This window comes from Pedobacter heparinus, assembly GCF_032678725.1.
GTDB lineage: Bacteria > Bacteroidota > Bacteroidia > Sphingobacteriales > Sphingobacteriaceae > Pedobacter > Pedobacter heparinus_A.
This window is the reverse complement of the sequence record NZ_JAVTSC010000025.1, coordinates 1-22,976: the sequence shown is the minus strand read 5'-3', so window position 1 is coordinate 22,976 and position 22,976 is coordinate 1. Positions and strand designations below refer to the sequence as shown.

The 22,976-nt window shown below is 41.7% G+C and carries 21 protein-coding genes; 14 read left to right on the top strand and 7 right to left on the bottom strand.

Going from position 1 to position 22,976, the window contains the following annotated elements:
* Positions 1 to 3 precede the first annotated feature (3 nt).
* A complete protein-coding gene (locus tag R2Q85_RS23915; RefSeq protein WP_316814341.1) occupies positions 4 to 960 on the top strand; it encodes a TIGR01212 family radical SAM protein in 957 nt (318 codons plus the stop codon).
* On the opposite strand, the gene R2Q85_RS23910 is transcribed toward R2Q85_RS23915, so the two are convergent.
* A complete protein-coding gene (locus R2Q85_RS23910) occupies positions 939 to 1,421 on the bottom strand; it encodes an SRPBCC family protein (protein WP_316814332.1) in 483 nt (160 codons plus the stop codon). The genes R2Q85_RS23915 and R2Q85_RS23910 overlap by 22 nt on opposite strands.
* Positions 1,422 to 1,779: 358 nt before the next feature.
* Between R2Q85_RS23910 and R2Q85_RS23905 the strand changes: the two genes are divergently transcribed.
* The 3 genes from R2Q85_RS23905 to R2Q85_RS23895 all read left to right on the top strand — a co-directional run bounded on the left by R2Q85_RS23905 (position 1,780) and on the right by R2Q85_RS23895 (position 4,891).
* Positions 1,780 to 3,156: an ammonium transporter gene (locus tag R2Q85_RS23905; RefSeq protein ID WP_316814331.1), complete on the top strand. Its 1,377-nt coding sequence runs from the start codon at positions 1,780 to 1,782 to the stop codon at positions 3,154 to 3,156.
* A 47-nt stretch (positions 3,157 to 3,203) separates the two neighbouring features.
* Positions 3,204 to 4,247 carry a porin gene (locus R2Q85_RS23900; protein ID WP_316814330.1) on the top strand — a complete coding sequence of 348 codons (1,044 nt, stop codon included), beginning with the start codon at positions 3,204 to 3,206 and terminating at the stop codon, positions 4,245 to 4,247.
* Between the two features lie 62 nt (positions 4,248 to 4,309).
* Positions 4,310 to 4,891 carry a DUF4468 domain-containing protein gene (locus R2Q85_RS23895; protein WP_316814329.1) on the top strand — a complete coding sequence of 194 codons (582 nt, stop codon included), beginning with the start codon at positions 4,310 to 4,312 and terminating at the stop codon, positions 4,889 to 4,891.
* On the opposite strand, the gene R2Q85_RS23890 is transcribed toward R2Q85_RS23895, so the two are convergent.
* Entirely contained in the window at positions 4,892 to 5,365 is a 474-nt protein-coding gene (locus R2Q85_RS23890) for a ribonuclease H-like YkuK family protein (protein ID WP_316814328.1), read from the bottom strand. It abuts the gene before it with no gap.
* Between the two features lie 215 nt (positions 5,366 to 5,580).
* Between R2Q85_RS23890 and R2Q85_RS23885 the strand changes: the two genes are divergently transcribed.
* Genes R2Q85_RS23885 through R2Q85_RS23875 form a run of 3 tightly spaced genes read left to right on the top strand, consistent with a single transcriptional unit; the run spans position 5,581 to position 7,379 of the window.
* Positions 5,581 to 5,799: a hypothetical protein gene (locus R2Q85_RS23885; RefSeq protein ID WP_316814327.1), complete on the top strand. Its 219-nt coding sequence runs from the start codon at positions 5,581 to 5,583 to the stop codon at positions 5,797 to 5,799.
* Between the two features lie 25 nt (positions 5,800 to 5,824).
* Positions 5,825 to 7,132 carry a DEAD/DEAH box helicase gene (locus R2Q85_RS23880; protein WP_316814326.1) on the top strand — a complete coding sequence of 436 codons (1,308 nt, stop codon included), beginning with the start codon at positions 5,825 to 5,827 and terminating at the stop codon, positions 7,130 to 7,132.
* Position 7,133: 1 nt separating this feature from the next.
* On the top strand, positions 7,134 to 7,379 hold the full coding sequence (locus tag R2Q85_RS23875) for a DUF1456 family protein (RefSeq protein WP_316814325.1): 246 nt from the start codon (positions 7,134 to 7,136) through the stop codon (positions 7,377 to 7,379).
* On the opposite strand, the gene R2Q85_RS23870 is transcribed toward R2Q85_RS23875, so the two are convergent.
* Positions 7,376 to 8,149, bottom strand: coding sequence for a PAS domain S-box protein (locus R2Q85_RS23870; RefSeq protein ID WP_316814324.1), 774 nt, complete (start codon positions 8,147 to 8,149; stop codon positions 7,376 to 7,378). The two genes, R2Q85_RS23875 and R2Q85_RS23870, sit on opposite strands and share 4 nt — an antisense overlap.
* Positions 8,150 to 8,261: 112 nt before the next feature.
* Here R2Q85_RS23870 and R2Q85_RS23865 point away from each other — a divergent pair, with 112 nt between their 5' ends.
* From R2Q85_RS23865 to R2Q85_RS23855, 3 genes are all read left to right on the top strand, one after another.
* Positions 8,262 to 8,606 (top strand): cupin domain-containing protein, encoded by a 345-nt coding sequence (locus tag R2Q85_RS23865; protein WP_316814323.1) that lies wholly within the window; start codon positions 8,262 to 8,264, stop codon positions 8,604 to 8,606.
* A 68-nt stretch (positions 8,607 to 8,674) separates the two neighbouring features.
* Positions 8,675 to 9,388, top strand: coding sequence for a 2OG-Fe(II) oxygenase (locus R2Q85_RS23860; protein ID WP_316814322.1), 714 nt, complete (start codon positions 8,675 to 8,677; stop codon positions 9,386 to 9,388).
* A gap of 6 nt (positions 9,389 to 9,394) precedes the next feature.
* Complete coding sequence (locus R2Q85_RS23855) at positions 9,395 to 10,000, top strand: alpha-ketoglutarate-dependent dioxygenase AlkB family protein (protein WP_316814321.1); 606 nt, start codon at positions 9,395 to 9,397, stop codon at positions 9,998 to 10,000.
* 7 nt (positions 10,001 to 10,007) lie between these two features.
* On the opposite strand, the gene R2Q85_RS23850 is transcribed toward R2Q85_RS23855, so the two are convergent.
* The gene (locus tag R2Q85_RS23850; protein WP_316814320.1) at positions 10,008 to 11,063 is read right to left on the bottom strand and encodes a hypothetical protein; all 1,056 of its coding nucleotides are present in this window, start codon (positions 11,061 to 11,063) and stop codon (positions 10,008 to 10,010) included.
* A 556-nt stretch (positions 11,064 to 11,619) separates the two neighbouring features.
* On the opposite strand from R2Q85_RS23850, the gene R2Q85_RS23845 reads away from it, so the two are divergent.
* Together R2Q85_RS23845 and R2Q85_RS23840 are read left to right on the top strand one after the other, a co-directional pair.
* Positions 11,620 to 12,069, top strand: coding sequence for a MauE/DoxX family redox-associated membrane protein (locus tag R2Q85_RS23845; protein WP_316814319.1), 450 nt, complete (start codon positions 11,620 to 11,622; stop codon positions 12,067 to 12,069).
* A 57-nt stretch (positions 12,070 to 12,126) separates the two neighbouring features.
* Entirely contained in the window at positions 12,127 to 12,435 is a 309-nt protein-coding gene (locus R2Q85_RS23840; RefSeq protein ID WP_316814318.1) for a hypothetical protein, read from the top strand.
* A 41-nt stretch (positions 12,436 to 12,476) separates the two neighbouring features.
* Here the strand turns inward: R2Q85_RS23840 and R2Q85_RS23835 are convergent, their stop codons facing one another.
* From R2Q85_RS23835 to R2Q85_RS23825, 3 genes are read right to left on the bottom strand one after another with little or no spacing between them, the layout of a single operon-like run.
* Positions 12,477 to 13,838 carry a RagB/SusD family nutrient uptake outer membrane protein gene (locus R2Q85_RS23835; protein ID WP_316814317.1) on the bottom strand — a complete coding sequence of 454 codons (1,362 nt, stop codon included), beginning with the start codon at positions 13,836 to 13,838 and terminating at the stop codon, positions 12,477 to 12,479.
* Between the two features lie 10 nt (positions 13,839 to 13,848).
* Positions 13,849 to 17,136, bottom strand: a complete 3,288-nt coding sequence (locus R2Q85_RS23830) for a SusC/RagA family TonB-linked outer membrane protein (protein WP_316814316.1) — start codon at positions 17,134 to 17,136, stop codon at positions 13,849 to 13,851.
* Positions 17,136 to 18,347: a FecR family protein gene (locus R2Q85_RS23825; protein WP_316814315.1), complete on the bottom strand. Its 1,212-nt coding sequence runs from the start codon at positions 18,345 to 18,347 to the stop codon at positions 17,136 to 17,138. The genes R2Q85_RS23830 and R2Q85_RS23825 overlap by 1 nt, the downstream gene beginning before the upstream one ends.
* Before the next feature lie 500 nt (positions 18,348 to 18,847).
* Between R2Q85_RS23825 and R2Q85_RS23820 the strand changes: the two genes are divergently transcribed.
* Together R2Q85_RS23820 and R2Q85_RS23815 are read left to right on the top strand one after the other, a co-directional pair.
* Positions 18,848 to 19,921: a helix-turn-helix domain-containing protein gene (locus R2Q85_RS23820; RefSeq protein ID WP_316814314.1), complete on the top strand. Its 1,074-nt coding sequence runs from the start codon at positions 18,848 to 18,850 to the stop codon at positions 19,919 to 19,921.
* Positions 19,922 to 20,084: 163 nt separating this feature from the next.
* The coding region (locus R2Q85_RS23815; RefSeq protein WP_316814313.1) for a beta strand repeat-containing protein at positions 20,085 to 22,976 on the top strand (2,892 nt) is incomplete at its 3' end.

The following is a 22,976-nucleotide window of genomic DNA, read 5'->3' as shown; positions in this document are numbered from 1 at the left end:
CAATTGGGAACTCTGGTAGATTTAGGTATAAAGGGATATAATAATTACGGCACACACCTTAAAGAGAAATATAAAGGACAGCGTGTGTTTAAAGTAATTGTAGACGGCGGTTTTACCTGCCCTAACCGCGATGGGAGCAAAGGCTATGGTGGTTGTACTTATTGTAATGTTGATTCTTTTACGCCCGAACTTTCCCGTAAACTGCCTACCATCCGCGAGCAGCTGGAGCAGGGCATGGAACGTGGAAAAGGTTTTTATAAAGCAGACAAGTTTATTGTTTACTTCCAGCCCAATACCAATACCTATGCGCCGGTACATTATTTAAAAATGATGTATGATGAAGCGCTTTCCATAAATACAGCGGATGTGGTTGGATTTTCTGTTGGTACCAGACCAGATTGCATCGACGCTGAAAAAGTGGCCTTGCTGGAAAGTTATGCTGACCGTTTTGATGTAGACCTGGAAATGGGAATGGAATCCATTTACGATGAGACACTCAGTCAGATCAACCGGGGGTGTAGCCATGGAGAATTTGTTGAAGCTGTAAAATTACTGGAAAATTCCAAGCTTGATCTTTGTGTGCACACCATTTTTGGCTTTCCCTGGGAAACTGAAGAGATGATGCTCGGGTATATTCACGAAATTAACCGCTTTCCTCAGATTAAATTTGTGAAATTCCACCATCTTCACATTGTGGAAGGCTCTATAATGGGTGCGAAATATAAAAAACAACCTTTTAAATTATTTTCTCTTGAAGAATACACCGATTTGCTTTGCAAATTGATCCCTTTGTTGCGGCCTGATGTTGTGATTCAACGATTGTTTGGTATTTCGGACTGGGATTTGCTCATTGCACCCAACTGGGGGCTCAATAAATCTGCTATACAAACGTATATAGATAAAGAAATTGAGAAAAGAGGAGTGGTGCAGGGCAGCGCTTATGTACCGGTTATAGGATAAGCTCCAAATAACTCCTGAATTTTCTGTTCCCTGAAATTAAAAATCTCCCGGAGTTTGCCTGCTACAAATAAACGATTGACCATGCGTCCAAATATCCCCATTGGCAAACCATAGGTTAAAATGTCGTTCATTTCGGTCCCACCATCTATTTCTTTAAAATGATGCTGATGGTGCCAGAATTTATATGGACCAAAGCGTTGCTCATCAATAAAATATTCCTCTTTTCTTACCTGGGTAATTTCCGTCATCCAGTTTATCCGGATTCCCTTCAGCGGTGATACCATATAGTTAATGATCATGCCCGGGTACATTTTTTCTAAATGCTCCGGGTTGGAAAGTACTGTAAAATTCATTTCAGCAGGTGTTATCCGGGCCAGATTCATGGGTGAGGAGAAAAAATCCCAGGTTTCCTGTAAGGAGACAGGTATTTTCTGTGTAAAAGTAAGCTGGTACGATTTCATATATCTTATTTAAGATACAAAATAAATATGAAATTGTTTTACACCTGGTTTTTGGTATTTTTTTGGTTTTAGGCTATGTTTTTTGGTTTGTCTGTATAAATTTCTGTTTTTCTATCTGTTTTTGTGTGATTTTTATTTTTTTATCAAAAAAATAGGGTGTTTTTTGGTGTAATATTAGAATTATATAAAATACAACTACTGAAATTATCATTTTTTCATGTTTTTTGTTGATTTATAATGAAAATTACAACGTTTTCGTTGAAAATGTTTGTTTTAAAATGTTGATTGTTGAAAATAATTACTAGTTTTATAAAAAAAATCAAATAACTAATAATTATAACAAGTAAAATCTAACATTATGGCAAAAGTTTTATTTAAACAGTGGGGCCCATTTGCAGTTTTATTAATAATTGCAATTCTTGCTCTATTTATTCCCTTACTTCCTAATTTTGATGAGGGGAAATACAGTGGACCTGATATCGCCTTTGTATTAATTGCTGCGGCTTTGGTGTTTTTAATGACTCCGGGACTTGCATTTTTCTATGGTGGTATGGTTCATCGCAAAAATGTACTCTCTACAATGATAAAAAGTGTTGTAGCAGCAGGTGTGATCTCTGTACTTTGGGTAGTCGTTAGTTTTAGTCTTGCTTTTGGAGAAAGTATTGGGGGATTTATCGGAAACCCTAAAACATTCTTCTTTTTTCAGGGTGTAAACTCCAGCCCATCCTGGAGCCTGGCTGCAACCATTCCACTTTCCTTATTTGCAGTTTTCCAGCTGATGTTTGCAATCATTACACCTGGTTTGGTGGTAGGTGCAGTAGCAGAACGTATCCGTTTTACTTCGTACATCTTATTTATTGTATTGTTCTCGCTGTTGGTATATTCTCCATTGGCACATTGGACATGGCATCCGGAAGGCCTGCTTTTCAAAATGGGTGTGCTTGATTTTGCAGGTGGTACAGTAGTACACATCTCTGCAGGTATGGCCGCTTTAGCAGGTGCTTTGGTATTGAAAAGAAGAAAAAGCCATCTGGAGCACCGTGAAGTTCCACCAGCAAATATCCCTTATGTATTAATTGGTACCGGTTTGCTTTGGTTTGGCTGGTTTGGCTTCAATGCGGGTTCCGCTTTGGGTGCAAACAGCCTGGCTGTTTCCGCTTTCCTTACTACTAATATTGCTGCTGGTGCTGCGGGATTATCCTGGATGTTCTTCGATGTGTCAAGAGGTAAAAAACCTTCTGTACTGGGATTCTGTATAGGTGCGGTAGTTGGCCTGGTTGCCATCACTCCGGGTGCAGGCTTTGTGAGCATCCCTTCTGCCATCTTTATCGGGGTAATTGCAGCGGTGATTTCTAACCTTGCTGTATCCTGGAAACAAAGGACTTCACTGGATGATACACTGGATGTATTTCCTTGTCATGGTGTTGGTGGTATTGTAGGGATGTTGTTAACTGGTGTATTTGCTACCAAAACTGTAAACAGTGCCGGGGTAGACGGTCTTTTATACGGCAACCCTGCATTTTTCATCACACAGCTGAAAGGCGTGGTAATTACGGTAGTATTCAGCTTTGTGATGTCGTTTGTGATCTTCAAACTGATTAACCTGGTACAGCCAATCCGTGTAACTTCCGAAGAAGAAGAAGAAGGCCTGGATGCAAGTCAGCACAATGAGAAATATACTCAAGGTACACTGATTGTTGCTTCAACTGGTCAGGAAATCGAAAATTCCTTTTAATTAAACATACTTAACCATCTAAATTCTCAACCTCTAACCGAAAAATTATGAAATTAAAATCCGTATTAACTTTAGCTTCACTAACCATCGCAACCACAACATTTGCTCAGGAGGCAGCAGAAGCTCCTTTGCAAATATCAGGATCAGTAGATACTTATTTTAAGTATGATTTTGCTAAATCACCAAACATCAAAACTTATTTTGCTTCAGAGCAGAATTCAGTTTCAATTGGTATGATCGATCTGGCTTTAAAGAAAACTACTGGTAAAGCATCGTTTGTTGGAGAACTGTCCTTTGGGCCACGGGGCCAATCTCAATCGATACCCAATGCTGATGGTGCGTATGATGAGACTACAAATAGTTTCAATATCCAGAACTTGTACGTAAATTATGCCTTTACCGATAAGTTTAGTATGGCGGCAGGTTATATGGGGACATTTGTAGGCTATGAGGTGATCTCGCCAGCCGCAAATTTTAACTATTCCACTTCTTACCTTTTTGGAGCCGGACCTTTTCAGAATGCCGGTATCAAAGGTACCTATGCTTTCTCTGATAAAGTTAGCCTGATGCTGGGTTTATTTAATGAGTGGAATCAATATACGGCATCACGTGGCGTATCAAGCGTTGGTGGTCAATTGATGGTTTCCCCGGTAGAAGGATGGACGGCCTATATCAATGGCCTGCATGGATTGGACGGCTATGGAAATTACAGCACAGTTGTTGATCTGACTACCACTTATCAGATTAATGAGAAAGTTAAAATAGGTTTAAACGCTGCAAATCTCGATGCAGGGAGTGATAAATTTGGTTACACTGGTGTAGCTTTGTATCCGCAATATGCATTCACTCCTTCAGTTGCTTTGGGTGCAAGGGCAGAATACATGAATTTTAAAGGGATTTCTGGTGCACCTGATGCAAGTGTGCTTTCCGGAACTTTATCTGCAAATATCAAAGCAGGTGGTTTAACTTTCATTCCTGAGGTCCGTTTTGACAATGATAAAGACCTTAGCCAGGGCTTTTTGAAAAGTGATGGCATTACAGCAACTAAATCTGCCTCACAGTTCTCTTTGGCTGCTGTTTATACATTCTAGTCTCGATAACGTTAACATGGCCGCCGGAAATTTATCCGGCGGCTTTTTTATATATTTACCTTATGAAGTTTTTACCTGTATTGAGTTTTTTGTTTTTTTTCAGCCTGATCTGTTCTGCACAGGATTCACTGCCTTATGATGAAAGGGGGAAGCTGATCTATTATGAGGTGGTTGAATTGAAAGACGTAGCTAAGGATTCTTTAATCTGGAGGGCAAATGATTTTCTAAATAAAAATCAAAAGCGGTTCAAATTAAAATCTGCTACAGGAGATAGCCTGTTGCAGGCGGATGGTAAGATGATCATCAATAAAACTGCACTGGTACTTACCCGCCCTTCCGGAGAGGTAAAATACAATTTCTATGTAGAATCAAAAGCAGGTAAATATCGTTTCTGGTTAACAGATTTCGTATTTATTCCGTACCAGAGAGATCGTTATGGCAACTTCGTCGCGGCAACCACAATAGGTACTCCATTGGAAAGTAAGCCTGGAAAATTAAACGCTGCGGAGTGGAAGGGGTATATCAGTGCCACCGGCAAAGAAGCCAGGATACTGGCAGTCCAGTTTAAGGAGGCCATGTTGCATAAAAAAGCCGTCCAGCCCGTTACTCAGCCGGTAAAAACCATCTCTACCAAAAAATGGTAATTAATGTACCATTTTGTCTGCGCAGGTAGAACTGGCAAATGCTTCTGGCTTTGCTTTAAAAATGAATCCCATACTTAAAATGTAGCCCATCGCTTCGTTGAGTGCCTTGTTGGATTTGAACATGGGGTTGGTATTGATGTCAGCATGTACTTCCAGGTCTACGTTGTACAGGTCCAGCAGGTCGCAGATGGAATAAGCCGTTTCAATTGACTTTTGTACTTCAACCAGCATTCTTTCCTTAATGCTCATTTTCTGTGTTGTTTTTTCCTGATGGATGTACATGAAACCTCCGTGGTGTTCCCTTAACAACACAATTACGGTGGCAAAATCAGTTAGGGGGCCTTTAACCTGTGAATCTGTACCGATGCATACTTTAAGCCGGTACCCGTTGTCACTTTCTCTGATGATGGCATTTTCTACTTCTTCTAAAATGGACGAGTGGATGATCTCGCCGCTAAATTTCTTCCAGGTCATACGTTATGGTGTTACAGTTTAAACAACCCGTATTCAGGTTTCCTAAAAATAAGTTGATAAAATTAAAAATATATTAATTTGTTGTTGTTTAATTGCTAACAATTGTCTAGTTGTCAACAGTTTAGTGCTATGTTGAAACCCTTTTAATCAAGGATTGTTATAATAAGGCAGAGCTGACTGCGTTTAATCAATATACCATAACTAATATAAGCATTATGAATACAGAATTGTTAAATGAATTTTATCTGCTGCAGCAAAGCAGAGCCCCGATAGCTTATCATGAAATGATGGAAGAGCGAGTTTATACGCCAATAAAGCGGGTAAACAATAAAATGACTACCTGGATTTCTGAAAGGGGACATATGCTGATGCACCTTGATGTGAGGTTAAACAGCTCATTAAAGCACCTGAGGAAGAAGTATCTGAAATTTTAATGCCTTATTCCACTATCTTTGCATCATGATGGTAGACAAGGTACTGGAAAAATTAAAAATTACTGCGTTGAACCAGATGCAAGAGGAAACGCTTGCGGCTGGTAAGGGGGGAAACGACCTGGTCTTGCTTGCACCAACAGGTTCCGGTAAAACATTGGGTTTTTTATTGCCCTTGCTGCATCAGCTAAATGCTGCTGTTGCCGGCGTGCAGGCATTGGTGCTTGTTCCTTCAAGAGAACTGGCTTTGCAGATAGAAATGGTATTCCGGCAAATGGGTACCGGCTTTAAAGTGAACTGTTGTTATGGCGGCCACCCTGTTAAAACAGAACGTAACAATTTTGAAGAGCCACCTGCGGTACTCATTGGTACACCTGGAAGAATTGCCTACCACCTTCGTCATGAAAATTTTGATGAGTCCCGGATCAGTATCCTGGTGCTGGATGAGTTTGATAAGGCCCTGGAATTTGGGTTTCAGGACGATATGTCCTATATCATTGGTAAATTGCTTTGCTTAAAGCAAAGGATACTTACCTCTGCAACGGCGATGGAGGAGATACCCGGTTTTACGGGCATTGATAAACCCATTGAAATTAATTTTTTAAAAGATGCCGCAGTAGTGCCTGATTTAAAATTGAAAAAGGTAAGCACTACAGCAGCCGATAAACTGGATACCCTGCTGAAATTAATCTGTAAGATTGGGGAGAAAAGAACACTGATATTTTGTAACCACAGGGAAACAGTAGACCGGATCAGCGATCTTTTGATCGACCAGGACCTGGCCCATGATATTTTTCATGGGGGTATGGAGCAGGATGAAAGGGAACGAGCCTTATTGAAATTCAGGAATGGCAGTATCAAAATGCTGATCACTACAGACCTGGCTTCCAGGGGGCTGGATATTCCAGAAGTAGAATGTATCATTCATTATCAATTGCCCTATACCGAAGATGCGTTTTTACACCGGAATGGTCGTACTGCCCGTATGAATGCCAGGGGTACGGCTTACCTGGTTATTGCAGATGATGAAAAATACCCTTTTCTGAAAGCGGATATCGAAGCAGAAAACCTGAAGGGCAGCTGGCCACTTCCCAAGGACAGCGAATGGCAAACTTTGTATATCGCTGCCGGGAAAAAGGATAAAGTGAATAAGATAGATATTGTGGGCTTACTGCTGAAGAAAGGCGGACTGCAGCAGGATGAGGTAGGCTTAATAGAGGTAAAAGACCAGGTTTCCTATGTTGCCATAAAACGCCGGCTGGTTGGCCGGGTATTGACTGCGCTTGTAAATGAGCGGATAAAGAACAAAAAGGTAAAAATTGAAATAGCAATGTAACATGAGCAATAACGATATTTTTAAAAAACTGCGTGTGGCGCTGGCACTTACTAACGACGATATCATTAAAATAATGGGCCTGGTCAATTTCAAAGTGAGTAAAAGCGAACTTGGAGATATTTTCAGGAACAATGACCATCCTAATTTTAAACCATGCGGTGATCAGATCCTGCGTAATTTTTTAAATGGTCTGGTCATTTATAAACGTGGTCCCAGACCACCTAAACAGGACCAGCCAAAAGCTTAAAAATTCTTGTCAAGGTCTTCCGCGTGCTGGTTGATCTTTTTCACCACCGCATCCAGTTCAATCGCTGATTCGGTTAACAGGGCGACGAGCCTGGGATCTAAAGGTTCCATGGGGTCAGAAGTTTTCATGAGCGCTGCCAAACCTAAAATATTACTTACCGGCTTCCTGATTTCGTGCGAGTTGGTCCAGGCTATTTCACGCAGCCTTTTTTCATTTCTTACGTTCTGATCAACATCTATGGCCATGACCACATAAGCATCCTGACCCTGGAATTTTACAGAGTGATGGGAGATGAGCATATAAAACAGGTCCCCGTTCTTTTTCTGATGTAACCAGGTGCCGGTTTCATGTCCTTCCTCATGTTCTGAATACAAGTAGTCTTTTAACTTTTCGCGTTCGGCTTCCGGCCGGATATCCAGGGCCGACATTTTTAGCAGTTGCTCCCTGCTGTATCCATATTTTTTTACCATGATGTCATTAACGGCCAGGAACCTGAAGTTGAGCTTGTCTATTACGTAAACAGCTCCGGGCGAGCCTTCAAAAAGCTTGTGGTAATTGTCTTCAACAGTGGATAGGTTCTTATGATACACACCGAGCAGGATATATAAGGTCGTTGCTGTAATCAGGATAAATAAGATGTATTTATAATGATGCAAAAAACGCAGGTCTATTTCCGGATGATTATTGTCTATCACATTGATCAATGTACTTGCTACAGATAACAGGGTAAATCCAATCGTCAGGTAGAGCAGGACAATCTTTCTTTTCATAGGGCTAAGGTTAAAATATTCATGGATTTGCAATGAATATTTACTGATAAACTTTAAATTGTCGGCCAGGCAATGCGCCTTACTATAAATGTAAATAAAATTCAAAGAGAATATGAATAAGGTATTAAAAAGTCAGCTTTTCCAGCAGGGTGAAGCCATTCCATGGGAATACGCCTCTCCTGGGATTCAGCGTCAGGTCTACGGTCATGACGATCAGGTGATGCTGGTTAAAGTAAAATTTGAGAAGGGTGCTGTAGGAGCTGTTCACGAACATTCCCATACCCAGGTGAGCTATGTAGAAAGCGGGGTTTTTGAGTTGACAATTGGTAATGAGCGTCAGCTATTAAAAACCGGTGATGGTTTTTTTGTGCCTTCCAACACATTACATGGATCAGTTTGCCTGGAAGCAGGGGTTTTGATAGACGTGTTTAGCCCGCATCGCGAAGATTTTTTATAACTGAACTGCGCAAGAATCGGGTTTCCCTTTCAGCGGCCCATGCCGATGTTTGTCTTAACTTTTTTATCATGAACAACATCATCGAACAACTGCAGACGAAGAACTGGGAGGAAATTGCCGGGAACCTTAACGGGAAAGGTTTTGCCCTTGTTGAAAAGGTGTTGACACCTGAATCCTGCAAAGCACTGATCGCTTTATACCAGGCGGGGGATACTTATCGTAAAACAGTGGTGATGGAACGCTATCGTTTTGGACTGGGGGAGTATAAATATTTCCAGTATCCACTGCCGCAAATCATTACGGATATCCGGCAAACTGTATATCCCTATCTGGCTAAAGTAGCCAATAAGTGGATGGAAGTTTTACATATTGATCAGCATTTCCCTTTGGAACATGAAGTGCTCAAAGCGCAGTGCCATGATGCAGGGCAAACCAAGCCAACAGTGTTGATCCTGAAGTATGGCGAAGGTGGATTTAATACGCTGCACCAGGATTTGTATGGCGATATTTATTTCCCGATGCAGCTGGTTTTGTTTTTAAATGAACCTGATGCAGATTATACCGGGGGAGAGTTCGTATTGACGGAGCAAATTCCGCGGGCACAATCAAAAGCTAATGTACTTAAACCGCGAAGGGGCGATATGCTGTTGTTTACCACGAACTTCAGGCCTGTGAAAGGCAGTAAAGGTTATTACCGGGTAAATATGAAACACGGGATAAGCCCCTTGCATAGCGGTACGAGGCATACTTTGGGCATCATTTTTCATGACGCATTGAATTAAAAGAAAATGGAGTTATTTAATACCACTACCAGAGCAGAACTCAACTTATTACCTTACGGAGGTACGGTAAATTACTATGGTCAGGTGATGCCGCTGGCGATGGCCGATAGCTACCTGGAACTGCTGCGAAACACCATTGAATGGAAAAGTGATGAAGCCATTATTCTTGGGAAGCACATTTTTACCAAACGTAAAGTGGCCTGGTACGGCGACCGGGAATTTGAATATACCTATTCCAATACCACAAAAAAAGCCTTGCCCTGGACCAGAGCTTTACTGGAATTAAAAGCAATAGCAGAACAAAAAACCGGCGAAACTTTTAACTCCTGCCTGCTCAACCTGTACCATAGCGGGGAGGAAGGCATGGCCTGGCACAGCGATGGAGAAAAGGACCTGAAAAAGAACGGCGCCATTGGCTCCATGAGCTTTGGCGCCGAACGAAAATTTTCATTTAAACATAAGCAAAGCAAGGAAACGGTTTCTCTGATTTTGGAACATGGCAGTTTGCTGGTGATGAAAGATACCACCCAAAGCAATTGGCTGCACCGCCTGCCGCCTACAAAGCTGGTTAGCAGGCCCAGGGTAAACCTGACCTTCAGGACGATCATGTAGGTTCATCTTATACCTTCACTTCACGCCAAACCGCGAGTATCCTGCCACCATATCCTACACCAAGAGTTGCCTCTGCACCAATAAACCCGCGGAATACACCGTCATCATCCAATACCTGGAGGTAAAGTATGATATGTCCACCCATTGGGCTAATGCAGGTATTCCAGCCCCCATCTTTACAACCTACTGAGCCTTTTTGATGCTGCCTGTAGTTTTTACGTTTATGTCCTGCTGGCTCTGCTGCAGGGTTCCCTGCGATATACAATTTGTAATGGCCTGTAGGGCATGGTATCTGATTGGCTTCATCTAATTTAATCACACTGGAAACGCATTGCTGAAAACCACTAAGTTTCAGGTATGAGGTATCGGTGGGATAATCTGTATGTGCATCATTAGCCTGGTAATTGTTTGACCAGTAGTCAACATCTTTCAAGTCTCCGGTAGCCATAATGGTTGCGGTAGTAACCCCTGTGTCAAAATCGGTATTTGAGCCATACCCATAGCCATGTGCAACGCCGTAATTAGAAGTATTGATATCCAGTCTGGTGTAATAGCTTTTGGGGCTACTAAGGGTCCAGGCCTCCTGATAACCACCCGACCAGTTTATAACAAGTTTACCAAGACTATTGATATAAAAGGTTCCGGAGAGTGTGCTCCATGCCTGGCCTGGCTGAAAACCGATACAGGTTTTAACCGGACAGGTATAATCGCAGGTGGCCTGACTGGTATTAAATCCAGTCAGTACCTTGTTGCTGTAGTGATCGCCGGATTGGCCCTGGGTGTAGTACTTAAACTGCTCGGTTACGGTTCCTGCTGTAGTAAAGGTGTACTGGGCCAGGCGCACCCATTTATTTGGAAAAGTTCCGCCCATTAAAGAAACCACGTAATAGGCCCTGCCACCAGGTAATGCTGCCAGGACACCGTCTTCGCCTGCTAAAGCTGATGTGCGATTTGCTTTGCCGTCTTTTGTTTGCGCCTCTGAGTCTGATGAAGGTCCTTTTGAACAGGAACCAATGAATAGCATTGCTAAAACGTAGAGACTTAATTTTGTAATTTTTTTCATGTTGATATTAAATTAATTAGTGAAATATTTCGCCATCCTTAACCATCCTCATAACCTTAAAACAGCTGGATATGAGCATGGTAGTAGAAGGCAATGAAAAATACATTCAGAATTGTTTGACTGTTCCTTAGTTATAGTAGGTGTTCTCTACCTGTCTTCTACTTGTTTCATACTTGTCTGGTAGGTACTTACACCTATAAAACACCATTTAAAGACGGTTTTTATGCCGCTTTAACTCCTTTTTCTTATTAACCGCAATAAGAGATTTAAAATCTTGTGCTTACAAAGTATGGGGCAGGGGCATACCCCTTGTATAAAGGGTAGAAGTCTGCCATTTTTTTTATGATGCTTTTGGCAGGATTATACATTTTTTTTAAGAAAAATGTAGAGCATTTTTGCAAAATAAATTGGTGTTTTGCAAATAGCTATAAATAAATCATTTAAAAAATAAAATGGTATAATTCTGCCATTTTATCCCCTAGTATTTTGGCAGAAACCTCCATTTTTTTAGCAAAAAATGAGTGGCATCTTTGGATTAGAATAGATTAAGATCCATATGCAAATTTCATTAAACAAGCAACCCAGACTACACTTATCGGCTAAACATCGTGAGCTCATTACAGATATGGCTATCTATCTGTTTGTGATACTTTTTATGTACACGGCAGCAAGTAAATTGTTAACCATTAAACCTTTTGCGAGTACGCTTGCCAAATCACCCCTGATTGGCAGTTACAGCCTGATCGTGGCCTGGACCATTCCGATTGTTGAAATGCTGATCAGTTTCCTGCTGATCATCCCGCAGATAAAAAAATGGGGACTTTATGCTGCGCTTTTCCTAATGAGCGTTTTTACTCTTTACCTGATGTATATGGTTTTTTCTGGGACTGAGCTTCCTTGCCATTGTGGAGGGGTGATCAGTAAAATGACCTGGCAACAGCACATTTGGTTTAACCTTGCATTTGTTGCCCTGGCCATTACCGGGCTTGCAACAAACAGGAAATAAACCTGTATCAGTAAATATTATCAATCAATTATATATTAAACAATTAAATAAAAACACATGAATAACATTAAGAAAGTAGCTTTTGGTATGCTCGTAGCAGGTTTGGCATTTGGGTTTAGTGCCTTTACAACGGTTAAAAAGAGAAATGTAATGGTTTACTATAAATTCGACATGACTTACCCTAATGCAAATGATCCAAGGGGATATAGGTATTATTCTGGGGATATGTGCGCCCCCGGAGGTAACACCTGTTCAGCGCAATGGGATATAGGTACTCATCAGTTCCCAGGTGATGGCGATACCCTGCCAACAACTGGCGTAATTTTCCAAACAGGTTCTGTATACCCAGGCCATTTAGACCTGTAATATATTCTAAAGGGGGCTACTAAAATAGTCCCTTTTAAACTTTAACGTTCGTTCTGCTGAATCCCATTTAAGCGAATTTCTTCTTCATCAATAGGTAAAATATATCTCTTGTCATTCGGTTGCAAGGCATAAGTACTGCCGTTGATGGTTCTGGTTAAGGTTACCGCAAACCTGCTCTCCCTATTCAGTCTGCGCAAATCTGCCCAGCGAATCCCTCTGAACAACAATTCCTTCCGGCGTTCCTTTAAAACATGATTCAATACTGTAGATGGGTCTGGACTGTTCAACTCAGTGTAAGTACCAGTCCATCGGTTTCGCCTGAGCGTATTCAGGTCATCTAAAGCTGCTGGCAATACACCTGCTCTTGCCTTTGCTTCTGCACGGATCAGGTACATTTCGTCGGTAGCCAGGCCTCCAAACAGGCTTCTGTCTCCATTGTAGCTGCCTTTAAAATTTAAACCAGAAGGGCCAAAGAACACCGTTTTGCGGCAATCACCGATAGTGTATTCATTTAATAGTTCAGGCACTATGTTCATCCGGGAAGGATTGAAAATTCCATAATAAAAAGTGCTGTGAAAAATCACCTCAGCATTAAATCTTGTTATAGGAAAAGCAGCATTGCCATTCAATTTACTATAGTCGATCAGGTTATGTTGGATCTGCAGCGCCAGATCAGCATAATATCCGGCTCTTTCATAATTCCCCATCATTAGATAGGTCCGGGCCAATAAGGCATAAGCGGCCTCTTTAGATGGTCGTGTTTTAAACAGGGGTTTTGTGCCCAGCAATTCCACAGCAGATTCCAGATCAGCGATAATCTGCTGATAGGTTTGTTGAAGTGTACTGCGTTTCACTTTAATGTTCACATCGTAATCCAGTCTTAAAGGCAGGCCAAAATCAGCGTTTGCAGAACTGGAAGCATAGGTAACACAATATTCCTGTGCCAAGTTAAAGAAATCAAAAGCCCTGAAAAACAGCGCGCTTCCTTTTACACTATTCCAATCCTGTTGTTCGGCGATAGTGGGTTTTAGTTTGGCAATACCGACAAGGATCACGTTAACATTTAAAATCCGTTGATAAGCAGAAGACCAGTCTAAACTTTGCTCTCCATTATAAAACTCATCTGTTTTTGCCCAGGTATAAGCTGCCCGCTCCTGGTTGGTGGTTACCATTGGCCAGCCGGCATCAGTAACATAAAAATCCCCTGAACCTATTTCGCCCAGGCCGCATGCCTGATTGGCATTAAACAAGCCGGAATTATCTAATAAGGATTGGTAATCCTTTATGGTTTCAGGAACAACCAGTGATTTATCTGGTTTTGCTTCGAGCCACTCCTTTCCACAGGATTGCAGGATGAATAAAAGCAATATAAAACTTATAGGGCGACTTACATGTCTCTTCATTTCCTTTTCTTTAAAAATTTGCTTTGAGACCAAAAGAAAAACTTTTTGAAACTGGATTAACTAGTCGCTCACCTGGACCGGGAACTAAGTCCGGATCTAAACTAGCAGCATTGGCTTTCCAAAGTATCCCCAGGTTGTTTGCATAAATATACAGTTGAATTTGTTTTATTCTTATCCATTTGGAAGCATCAAAGTCATAACTCAGGCTGATATCCTGCAAACGAATATGGTCTCCTTTAAGTATCGTTGCCGAAGAACCGTTGTAAAACCTGTCCCTTGTATTGTCGTCATTATAATTACCAATTGATGGTATATTAGTATTGTTTTCATCCCCGATATTTTGCCAGCGCTGTGTAAAATCGCTATTCATACTACTACTTAGATCACCATTATACATATTATAGTAATTTATAGATTGCTTTCTGAAATAATAGCCCATTTTATAACTGATGTTAATCCCTAAAGTAAATCTATTATATGAAAATGTGTTGTTCAAGGCGCCAAAAATAGTTGGACGAGCCGGGCCATTGTATTCCAGATCTTCCGGCTTAGTCCCGTCAATTATATTGTTGTAGTCTTTGCTGATTTCCCCATTAATGTATCCTCTTGGATCTCCGTTTAAAGGATCTAATCCTGCCCAGCGGTAACTGTAAATTCCATAAACAGGTCTATCGAATACTGGAATGGCGCTATATTTACCCACATAATAAATGCTATTTGGTTCAATTACATCATAAAGGCTAACACGGTCATGTACTGTTGAAAACAGAAAATTAGTTTGCCATTTCACTTTGCCGTTCAGGTTTTTCGAATTCAAAGTAATGTCAAGGCCATTGGATTTCATCTTTGAGTAATTACCCCTTAACACTTTTATCCCGGTACTGGATGGAAAAGACTTATCACCCAGCATGTCCAACCCATTTTTGAAAAAGTATTCTATTCTGCCACTAACCGCTTGGTCCTTCAAGCCAAAGTCTAAAGCAAAATTGGCGATGCCTATCTTTTCCCACCTCAATTCCGGATTGCCAATATTCATAATATTGGAATAAGGCAAATTCGTATACATTGCATTCAACACGTTATACTTGAATGTGGTAATCCCCGTATTGTTCTTGTCCAGGTTACCGTTAAATCCATAAGATGCCCTCAGCTTCAAAACCGGCAGCCATTCCGATTTGTAAAAACCTTCTCTGTTCAGGTGCCACAAAGCACCTACAGACCATAAGGGCACATTTTTCTGGTTGGTTTTTACGCCAAAGTAATTTGAACCATCCATCCTGGCACTGGCCGATACCGTATATTTATAATCATAAGTATAGGCTGCATTCGCAAAAGCAGAACGGATCCGGTCCAGTTTTCCAAAAAGGTCTGCGCCAGTATTGATCTTACCGCTCCCAGACGGATTGAGGCTAAAAGTAGTGATCGTGTCCACACTTATCGAATTCCCGCTTGCAGCATCATAACCATAACGGGTATACTTATTGGCCTGGCTATCAAATTCAGAAAGTTCGTAGCCTGCAATTGCCGAAACTGCGTGTTTTTGCCATTCTCTTTCATAGTTGAGCTGCGCTCTGAAATTCTGAGCTGTGGCATTTGCTGTAGTTTGATATTGAATAGCACCCATAGGAACATTATATCCGCTTACCTTGCCTGCCGTTAAAATGGCATATTGATTAATTAAATTTCTGGTAAGACGAGCCTCTAGTCCACTAATTAATTCCGCACTGTTACTAATTCTCTGGTATTGATATTTCATCTCAGCACTTAATCCAGGAAGAAAAGTATATTTCAAACTACCATTCATGCGTAAATCATTTCCTTTTATACTTGTAGGCGACAAGCTAAGTTCATTCAAAGGACTGTACGACCAATCTAAAAATCCTTTTTCCTGTTGTGACACATTAAATTCATTGCTGTATTGCATCTCAAAAATAGTAGGATTTCCATTGGCGTCTTTATACATATAATATGGGGTGAAATTTGAACTTGATGAAATGCTAGCTATCGTACTGTCAATCTTTCCAGTCGTTCTGACATAACTCAATCCTGCACTCAGCTCCAGATTCTTCAGCAATTTCACAGTATGTTGTGTATTCAGCGTATACCGGTTGTTCTTATTATTTACCAAACTGTACAAATATTTGTCGTAACCGGCAGAAAAATAATGACTGGATTTGGCAGTACCCTTGCTGATGTTCAGGAAATATTGCTGGGAAACTGGTTTTCTATAAAAATACTTCAACTCTTCGTTACGGATATCATTAGTTCGCAGCGCATCCAGTTGCTTTTCTGTTTCAGCAGCCGGTTGCCCTAGGCGTTGCTGGTTCAGTATTCGCACTACCGGCGAAACCACCGGGTAGTTTACGTTGTCTGCAAGCGCCGCATCATACTTTCCATTGTTAAACAAAAAGCGTTCAATGTCAATAAAATCGGAAGAATTTAAGTAGTTCGGGTTGTAAAACAGATCAGGCTTGCCCGAAACCGTAAGATTCGTGTTTAAGGAAATGTTCAAAGACTGGCCATATTTGCCTTTCTTGGTGGTAATTACAATTACGCCATTACCCGCTCTTACACCCCAGATAGAAGCTGCCGCTGCATCTTTCAATACCGTAATATTGGCCACATCGTTAGGGTTGATGGAATTAAAGTCTCCGTAGAAGGGAAAATTGTCCAGAATGATCAAAGGCTGATCGTTGGCATAAATGGTGCTCCTGCCCCTGATGGACAAATCTAAGTTTCCGGAATTGCTGATCAATGTATTTTTGTTGAAGAGCAGCCCGCTGGTAATGCCTTCCAGTCTGCCCAGGATATCCGAGCTTACTCTGCGGTTTAACTGTGAGCTGTCTACCAATACAAAACTTCCTGTTGCACGTTCCTTTGGCGTTTTTTGATAACCGGTGCTTACAATTTCTATCTGCTGCAGGTTTACTTCTCTTTGCTGAACGGTGGGAGCTGGCTTATCTTCTGGTTTGGCCGATAAGGATTGTCCGGGGTTTGCTGCAATCCGTTTGTCCTTTACCACAATCATTTTGCCCAGAATAGCATAAGAAAAATGAAGTTTGGCCGAAATGTCATCCAGTACTTTTTTGAGTTCAACGCCGTTGTACCTGACATCTACCTGTCGGTTAACATTAAAGTCCTTTTCGTTCCAGGCTACACTAAAACCTGTCTGTTGTTTGATCTCATTAAAAAGTGTGACCAGTGGAATATTTTTGTGTGTATAGTCAAATTTCTGGGCTTTTACAGCCAGACTAAAAAACAACAAAACAAAAATGGTAATCCCCTTATTAAAATGCATTATTGTATCACGGTAACTTTCTTGCCTTCTACTTTAAATTGAACATTGGCGATCATTTCCAGCATATTCAGCACTTCTGTGATGTTTGCTGTTTTAGCGATCGTACCACCTAATAGCGCAGTCCCTGAAGGCTTGTTCTGATAAACTACATCTATATCGTACCAGCAGGCAACCATGTGCATCACATTTTCCAAAGGCATGTTCCTGAATATGAATTCACCGTTTTTCCAGGCTATAGCTGCTACTGCATTCACTTGTTTAACGGATAAAGCTGAACCTTTTAAGACAGCCTGCTGATTGGGCTTGAGCACCACGGCCTGACTGGTTTTAAGAAAGTTGCTGCCTGATTTTGTATCTATTGTACCCATAGGGTCAATTAGTGATGGGTCTGCGCTTTTCAATGCCACATCGTTTTGGAATGCCGGGGTAACACGCACACTGCCTTCAAGTAAGGTGGTTTTGATATCCGCTTCATTGTGATAGGCCCTTACATCAAAGTGCGTTCCTAAAACTTCTATTTCCTGGCCTTTGCTCTCTACAATAAATGGCACTTTGTGTGTTGTTCCATTGGTTTTGCTGGTTATTTTGGCAACTTCGAAATAGGCTTCACCATTTAACCGGACCCTGCGTTCGGCAAGCCCCGCAAATGTGGAGGGAAACTGGAGTTGGCTGGCCGTATTTAACCAAACCCTGGTTCCATCTGGCAGGGTTACCTGGTATTGCCCCGCAGTAGGGGTGTTTATGGTCATTCCCACTTTGGATGACAAAATAGGAGTTCCATCATCATAGGTTACACTAGTGCCATTTACAATCAATCCGGTTTTGGTATGGTCCAACAGGATCTGTTCGCCATTGCTTAAAGTTAATGCAAGTCTGTTGGAAAGCTGGGAAGTGCCGGTTTCAGCCTTTGGTGTCATAGCCGGTTTAAAAAATAACCAGGTTAAACCCAGTATGGCCATGGTAATTACTGCCGCAGTGCTCAGGCTTGCAATTAATTTTTTCGAAATGGCTTGTGCTGGCTTTTTATAAGTATCAGTCCGCATTTTCCTTATCAAATGCAAGGCCGTGCCCAGGTCAAAATGGAGCTTATGGGTATAAATACTACCTGTTTCATTTTCGCCAAGAAAAGCGATCAGCTCCTGGTACGATAGCTTACCTATCACATGGCCGTTTTGATAAACAGGCCAGTTATTCGCTTCATCTTTACGCATGAGCGGCAGTACTTCAGCAATTATTTGCTGGGAATGTAATTTAATCTGTTCCAGGTTACAATGCGTTAAATTAAAAGCCCTTTTAATTGTTATCCTCCATCCAAAAGTAATTAATTTTACTGCTTAATCCACAAGGGATAGTTTATTTTCTGGCTAACTTTAATTAAAGAAAAATAAAATATGCTTTTGCTTACCTCAATAATTAAAATTAGAGAATTTTAAGTTTAAAAAATAACAGTACAAAGTACTAATTAACGGAAATTATAATGTGAAAGCTTTCTTGAAAATTAAAGCCTGTTAATCAGCCTTGTGGATTTCTTAATATTGCTATTTGATAAAAAACCGCTATCTTTCCATGGCATATGGGCTTTTTGAACTTTTTAACCAGCATTATCTGCTTTTTTTTATTCCTGTTCTCCGTTAACCTGTTTTTCGCAAAACGAGGTAGCCGTACACTTAATTGTTTACTGGGAGTTATCTTTTTTTCCAGATTCGGTCAAATGCTGGTATTGTTGCTGGTAAATTCCAGTTATCAGGCAATTTTTCCATTTTTTCATCAGTTGTTTACTCCTTTGTATTTTGCAGCTCCGGCTTGTTTTTTCCTGTATATCTGTCATTTTATTGGGCCACGTAAAAGGCTGTCCAGGTGGGAATGGCTCCATTTTATCCCGGCGGCAATGGCCGTTATGCATGTCATTCCATGGCCTTTTTCTCCTGCGATCAACTGGTCTGCCATTTTAGCGCAGATTGTTGAAAATAAGCAACTCTTTATATCGGAAAAGAGCGGTCTGTTGCCTGCTTCCCTTTATTATATAGGCAGACCTATGCTGGTTTTAGGCTATTTACTTGCTACCTGGTATGTGGCCTTTAATTCCAAATTACTTAAAGCAAAAGAAAAACAGATCCCGGGTAAAAAATGGATCTTACTTTTTCTTAAAGCCGCCACCTTTTTTCAACTGATCAGCTTCCTGCCATTACTTGCAGGCACTCAGGACCGGACATTTGCCAATTCTATATTTGTGGTTATTGGCTGCGTGGTTTTATTGGCAATTGTTGTATTTATCCTCCACAGGCCGGAAATCTTTTACAGTTATTTATTTACACCTGCTGATGGGAGCGCTGAAGAGCATGTTGCTAAAGATTTTGTTTCTGTCTCTAAAGCAGCTGTTCCGCTTAAAGAACCCTTAACTCTTGTGCCTGCTTCAAAGAAGGTTATTTTATTGCCCGATCAATCTTCAGCCTATGCCAGTTTGATGGTATCTTTTATGGAGAAAGACCAGCCTTTTTTATTGTCCGATTTTCAGATCATTGATCTGGCAGGAGCGTTAAATGTCCCTGTTCATCATTGTTCTTTTGTCATCAACAATGTAATTGATAAAAATTTTCGGGATTGGATCAATGGCTATCGCATTCAGCATTTTATGGTACAATATCCGCTTTATGCGCATAAAAAAACTATAGAGGCCGTTGCTCATGAATCTGGCTTTAAAAGTTTGGCAACTTTTTACAATGCATTTAAGAAAGAAACAGGTTTGATGCCTAAAGCCTATTTCTCACAGAAGAAAGTGTCATAAAAACTATCATTTTTTATACAACTATTGAATAGTTAGAGGAAAATATACCCCGAATTTAACTATTAGTAGTAAAATGTTGGGTAATTTTGGCCTCAATTATCCGTATATTTCAAATTTGTTAAAACGCTTATCAAATATCTAAAAATCGCTTAATCCCCTCAGTATGAAAAAAAATCTACTATTTGTACTTCGTGTGCTTCCCGTTGCCTTAACAATGTGCCTGCTAAACCCTGGTGGGCTTAGGGCTGGTGCAGCAGCCTCACGTACAGTGGGGCTTCCCACATTAGGGGTTGGCTTGGCTTTTCCGGCGCTTTATTTGGAACCGGATGCCACGCGCGTAGAACGCAAAGCATTCAGAATCGCTCGTAAAAAGGTTGAAATCAATTATGCATCCCTGTTGAATGATGCGAAACGCCACAGTGTTGAGGTGAAGGCTTTCAGGGCTGCTAATAACTTTTCTGTCGTGCCTGCTGTGGTACCTGCCGTTGTTCCAACGGATAGTAATTTTGACAGCCCAGTCAGTGCCCCGTATGAATTCATAACTCCTGAATCAATCGGTGGGGCTACTTTCAGTCTGGTAGCTCCCGCTGGTAAGAAAAGCACCATCACGGCTCCTACTGGAAACATTTCCATTACATCGGAAGATGTTGGCAAACCTTATGGGTACGATCTCGCCCTGATATTCAATATAGATAGTTCAAATGTTCTCGAGACGGGACCCCTGGATGCGCGAATCACTTCGACAGATGGTTCAGAGTTTCGTATTGTATCAATGGAAGTAGACACAGGTGCTGGCTTGGGAACCAGCCCAAACCTTACAGTAACGGGGTATCGTGATGGAGTTTCAGTTGCATCAGATGTTATTAATACTGGTAGTTCTGATTCATCGGGTTCTGTTACCTACACAAAAAACGGGGTAAGTCTCGGCTACGGCGGTGTCCTGACATTTAATACGGCTTGGCAATACATTGATGAAATTCGTTTTACCGGTACTACTACAGTAGTTGCAATCGACGATATGAATTTTGAACCCGCTGTTGTTTCTACACCCACTATCACCTCCGCAACCTATAACGCCAGCACTGGCGTAATAGCGGTAACCGGCACCAATTTCACCGCAACAGGTGGCGCTACTAATGATGTGGTTGCCAACAAATTTACCTTAACCGGAGAAGGCGGTGTTACCTACACGCTGACCGATACGCCCAATGTTGAAATTGGTTCTGCTACTACTTTTTCACTGACGCTCAGTGCAACTGACAGTGCTGCGATCAATCAGATCGTCAACAAAAATGGCACCAGTTCTACCGGCTTAACCACCTATAACCTGGCCGGTGCCGCGGGCTTTATTGCCGATTCGGCGGCGACTGCCGACCTTACGGGCAATGGTATTACGGCTTCCAGTGTCGGAACTCCTTCGATTACATCTGCTACTTATGATGCCAGTACGGGTGTGTTGGTAGTAACCGGTACTAATTTGAAGACGCTCAATGGTGCAACCAACGATATTGTTGCCAATAAATTTACACTGAGAGGGGAGGGTGGCAGTACTTACCTCCTGACTGATACTCCAAATGCGAACATCACTTCGGGTACCAGTTTTACCCTGACATTGAGTGCTACGGATAAAGCAGGTGCTAACCTTCTGCTTAATAAAAATGGCACGCTTTCTACGGACATCTCTACGTATAATCTGGCTGCTGCCGAAGATTGGGCAGCAGGCGCGGATGCGGCAGTATTGACGGCGGATACCACAGGAAATGGCGTCACAGTTAGCAATGTGGCAGTTCCCACGATTACCTCAGCAACCTATGATGCGAGTACTGGTACCCTGGTAGTAACCGGTACCGGGCTGTTGAAACGTTCTGGTGCAACCAACGATATTGTCGCCAATAAATTTACGCTAAGGGGGGAGGGGGGCAGTACTTATACATTGACTAATACCGCCAATGTGGAAGTTACTTCAGGCACCAGGTTTACCCTGATATTGAGTGCTACGGATAAAGCAGGTGTCAACCTTATACTTAATAAAAATGGCGCGCTTTCTACAGACATCTCTACCTATAATCTGGCTGCTGCCGAAGATTGGGCCGCAGGCGCGAATGCGGCGGTAGTGGTAGCGGATACCAATGGAAATGGAGTCACAGTAAGCAATGTGGCAATTCCCACGATTACCTCAGCAACCTACGATGCAAATACTGGTTCCCTGGTGGTAACTGGTACCGGGCTGCTGAAACGTTCTGGTGCAAACAATGATATTCTTGCCAATAAATTTACTTTTACTGGTGAAGGGGGTAGTACTTATACATTGACGAATACTTCAAGTGTGGAAGTTGCTTCAGTAACCAGTTTTACCCTTACGTTAAGCGTAGAAGACAAGGATGCAACAAATTTACTGCTGAATAAAAATGGCGCCAGCTCTACTGGAGGCACTACTTATAACCTGGCTGCGGATGAGGATTGGGCAAGAGGTACGGATGCGGCGGTAGTGGATGCTGATGTAACCGGTAATGGGATTATTGTTAGTAATGTACCAGTCCGCATAATTTCCGTTACTTCCAATGCCTCAAACGGCTCTTACGGGGTGGGGCCTGTTGCTATAGCAGTAGATGTTAACTTTTCTGCTGATGTAGACGTAACGGGAACTCCTCAATTGACGCTGGAGACCGGAACTACAGATCGTGATGTAAATTATTCATCTGGCAGTGGCAGTTCGACACTTAAGTTCACTTACATCATACAGGCAGGAGATAACAGTCAGGACCTTGATTATACCAGTACAGCTGCGCTGGCACTTAACAGTGGTACTATTAATGCAACAACTGGAGGCACAGCAGCTATACTTACCTTACCTGCACCTGGCGCTTCCGGCTCACTCGCTTCAAATACAAATATTATCATTGATACCCAGCGCCCGACAGCTACGGTTGTAGTAGCAGATAATGCATTGACGATTGGAGAAACCTCACTGGTAACCATTACTTTCAGCGAAGCAGTTACCGGTTTTAACAATACCGATCTGAGCATTAACAATGGTAATTTAACTGCTGTAAGC